The following is a 2,631-nucleotide window of genomic DNA, read 5'->3' as shown; positions in this document are numbered from 1 at the left end:
GCCTGTCGGTCTTCTTCAGATCCACCGCGGCAGGCTATCGCGCGGGTACGACACCCGGGATCGATTCAGACGCTGGCCGCGCGCGACAGCGCCGCGGCCTGGTGACCCGCCTCGGCGACCTCGGCGGGCGGGAACTCCCCGCGCCACCACTTCTGGCCCGCCTCCGGCAGCGTGTCGATCGGGTCGTAGTACGGGTACTCGCGCTCCAGGGCCTCGGGGTCGTCCATCTCGATGGAGGTGCGGTAGTTCTTCGTCCAGTAGGAGATGCCGCGTTCGGTGTCGTAGCGCGCCAACTGGTGCACCCAGCGTTTGCCCACAAAGGGCACGTCGCAGATGATGCGGGGCGTGGCGTAGCCGGGCAGGTAGCCCAGGATGGACGTCTGAAGGCGCTGGGCCTCGGCCACCGACACCCGCCAGTGCTCGGAGTTGGGGATCATGTCGCACATGTAGAAGTAGTACGGCAGGATGTTCGCCTCGCCCTGCAGCGCGAAGCACAGGTCCAGCAGGGCCTCGGGGGAGTCGTTGACGCCGCGCATCAACACGCCCTGGTTGCGGACGTCGCGGACGCCCGCGTCGAGCATGGCGCGGGCCGCGCGGGCCACCGTCGGGGTCACCGACTGGGCGTGGTTGACGTGGGTGTGGATGGCCAGGTTGACGCCGCGTTGGCGGGCGACGGTGGCCACGCGACCCATGCCCTCCACGACGTCGTCCTGCAGCCAGTGCTGCGGGAGCCCCATGAGCGCCTTGGAGGCCAGGCGAATGTCGCGAATGGACTCGATGTCGAGCAGGCGCGCGATGAAGTTCTCGAGGTTCTTCCACGGGACGTTGGCGACGTCGCCGCCCGACACCACGACGTCGCGCACGCCCGGGTGGGCCTGGAGGTATTCGATCATCGCGTCGTAGCGGTCGCGCGGCTTCAGCTTGAGCTTCAGCTTGTCGATCGTGGGAGTGGAGTTGCCCACCAGGTCCATGCGGGTGCAGTGTCCACAGTATTGCGGGCAGGTGGACAGCAGCTCGGCCAGCACCTTGGTCGGGTAGCGGTGGGTGAGGCCCTCGGCGACCCACATGTCGTGTTCGTGCAGCGAGTCGCGGGTGGCGTGGGGGTGGGAGGGCCAGTCGGTGCGGCGGTCGGTCAGCACCGGGAGCATGTAGCGGCGCACCGGGTCGGCGTAGAACGCCTCGGTCCACGCGCCGAGCGCGCTCCCCTCCGCGTCGGGCGCCATCGTGTTGAGCATCTGGGGCGGCAGCAGCATCGACATGGTGGCGCGTTTTTCACCGTCGGCGGCCAGGTCGTCATAGAAGCGGTCGTCCACCCGGTCGCCGAGCACCGCGCGCAGCTGCGCGACGTTCTTGACGCAGTGGACGCGCTGCCATTGCGCCGAGGCCCATTCGTCCTCGGTCACCTCGGCCCAGCCGGGGAAGCGGCGCCAGTCGGGCTCGACCAGCGGCTGGCGTGCGTATACGTACGGCTGCGGGATACGAGTCGACATCGGTGTCCACCTCCATGAGAATCAACGGCCTCCGCGAGACAATAGCGGAAGACTTACATATGTCAAGGTACTCGGCAGGAGATTCTTCGGCTATTCTCAGCCAAACCCCACGATTCGCCGTAAGGAGGCAATGCCAGTGACTTCTCATTCGCCCATCGGACTGCACCGCGTCATTTCGCCCGAGGGCGTGCTGCCGCAGGCCGCCACGCGCCTGGACGCCTCGGCCGCGATCGCGGCCGACGAGGTCCGCATCCGCGTCGAGAGACTGAACCTCGACGCAGCCTCCTACCGCCAGCTACACGAAGCCCATAACGGCGACGGCGCCGCGATCCGCGAAGCTGTGGCGGGGATCATCGCCGAGCGCGGCAAGATGCACAACCCCGTCACCGGCTCGGGCGGCATGCTGATCGGCACCGTCGAGGAGGCCGGACCCGAGTCGCCGCTGGGCCTGAAGGCCGGACAGCGGGTCGCCACCCTGGTGTCGCTCACCCTGACCCCGCTGGAGATCCACGACAAGCTCGCCGACTGGGACGGCCTGTCCGAGCAGGTGCCGTGCACCGGACACGCCATCCTGTTCGCCCGCTCCATCGCCGCCGTCCTGCCCGACGATCTGCCCGCCGCCGAGGCGCTTGCCGTGTTCGACGTGTGCGGGGCCCCCGCCCTGACCGCCCGGGTCACCGAGCGCCGCAACGGGCCGACGGTCGCGGTGCTGGGCGCCGCCGGCAAGAGCGGCAGCCTGTCGCTGGCGGCGGCCCGCGAGGAGGGCGCCTCCCGGCTGGTCGGCGTGGTGCGCGACGAGGTCGAGGCGGCGCGGCTGCGCGACAGCGGCCTGGCCGACGCGGTGGTGGTCGCCGACGCCACCGACGCCGTGGCCGTGTCGTCCGCCGTTCAGGGCATGGTGGACGGCGGCGTCGACGTCACCGTGGTGTGCGTCGACGTTCCCGGCTGCGAGCACGGCGCGATCCTGGCCACCCGCGAGGGCGGCACCGTGGTGTTCTTCTCCATGGCCACCTCGTTCCCGGCCGCCGCGCTGGGAGCCGAGGGCCTGGCCGCCGACGTGGAGATGCTCATCGGCAACGGCTACACGCCCGGGCACGCCGCGTACGCCCTGGATCTGGTCCGTGGCAATCCGGCCATCCGC

Annotated in this window: 2 protein-coding genes; one reads left to right on the top strand and one right to left on the bottom strand. The window is 70.0% G+C overall.

Annotation, left to right across the window (positions count from 1 at the left end; genetic code table 11):
• Positions 1-65: 65 nt before the first annotated feature.
• Positions 66-1,490, bottom strand: a complete 1,425-nt coding sequence (locus tag VE172_RS03060) for a KamA family radical SAM protein (RefSeq protein WP_324796990.1) — start codon at positions 1,488-1,490, stop codon at positions 66-68.
• Between the two features lie 130 nt (positions 1,491-1,620).
• On the opposite strand from VE172_RS03060, the gene kdd reads away from it, so the two are divergent.
• The coding region (gene kdd / locus VE172_RS03055) for an L-erythro-3,5-diaminohexanoate dehydrogenase (protein ID WP_324796987.1) at positions 1,621-2,631 on the top strand (1,011 nt) is incomplete at its 3' end.

The sequence above is a fragment of the Stackebrandtia sp. genome (assembly GCF_035643755.1).
Lineage (GTDB): Bacteria > Actinomycetota > Actinomycetes > Mycobacteriales > Micromonosporaceae > Stackebrandtia.
The sequence above is the reverse complement of the archived record's forward strand: the minus strand, read 5'-3'. Positions and strand labels throughout refer to the sequence as shown.

What these genes read in the sequence shown, in the direction of transcription:
- VE172_RS03060 (WP_324796990.1), bottom strand. Translation starts at nt 1,490, where the DNA reads ATGTCGACTCGTATCCCGCAGCCGTACGTATACGCACGCCAGCCGCTG.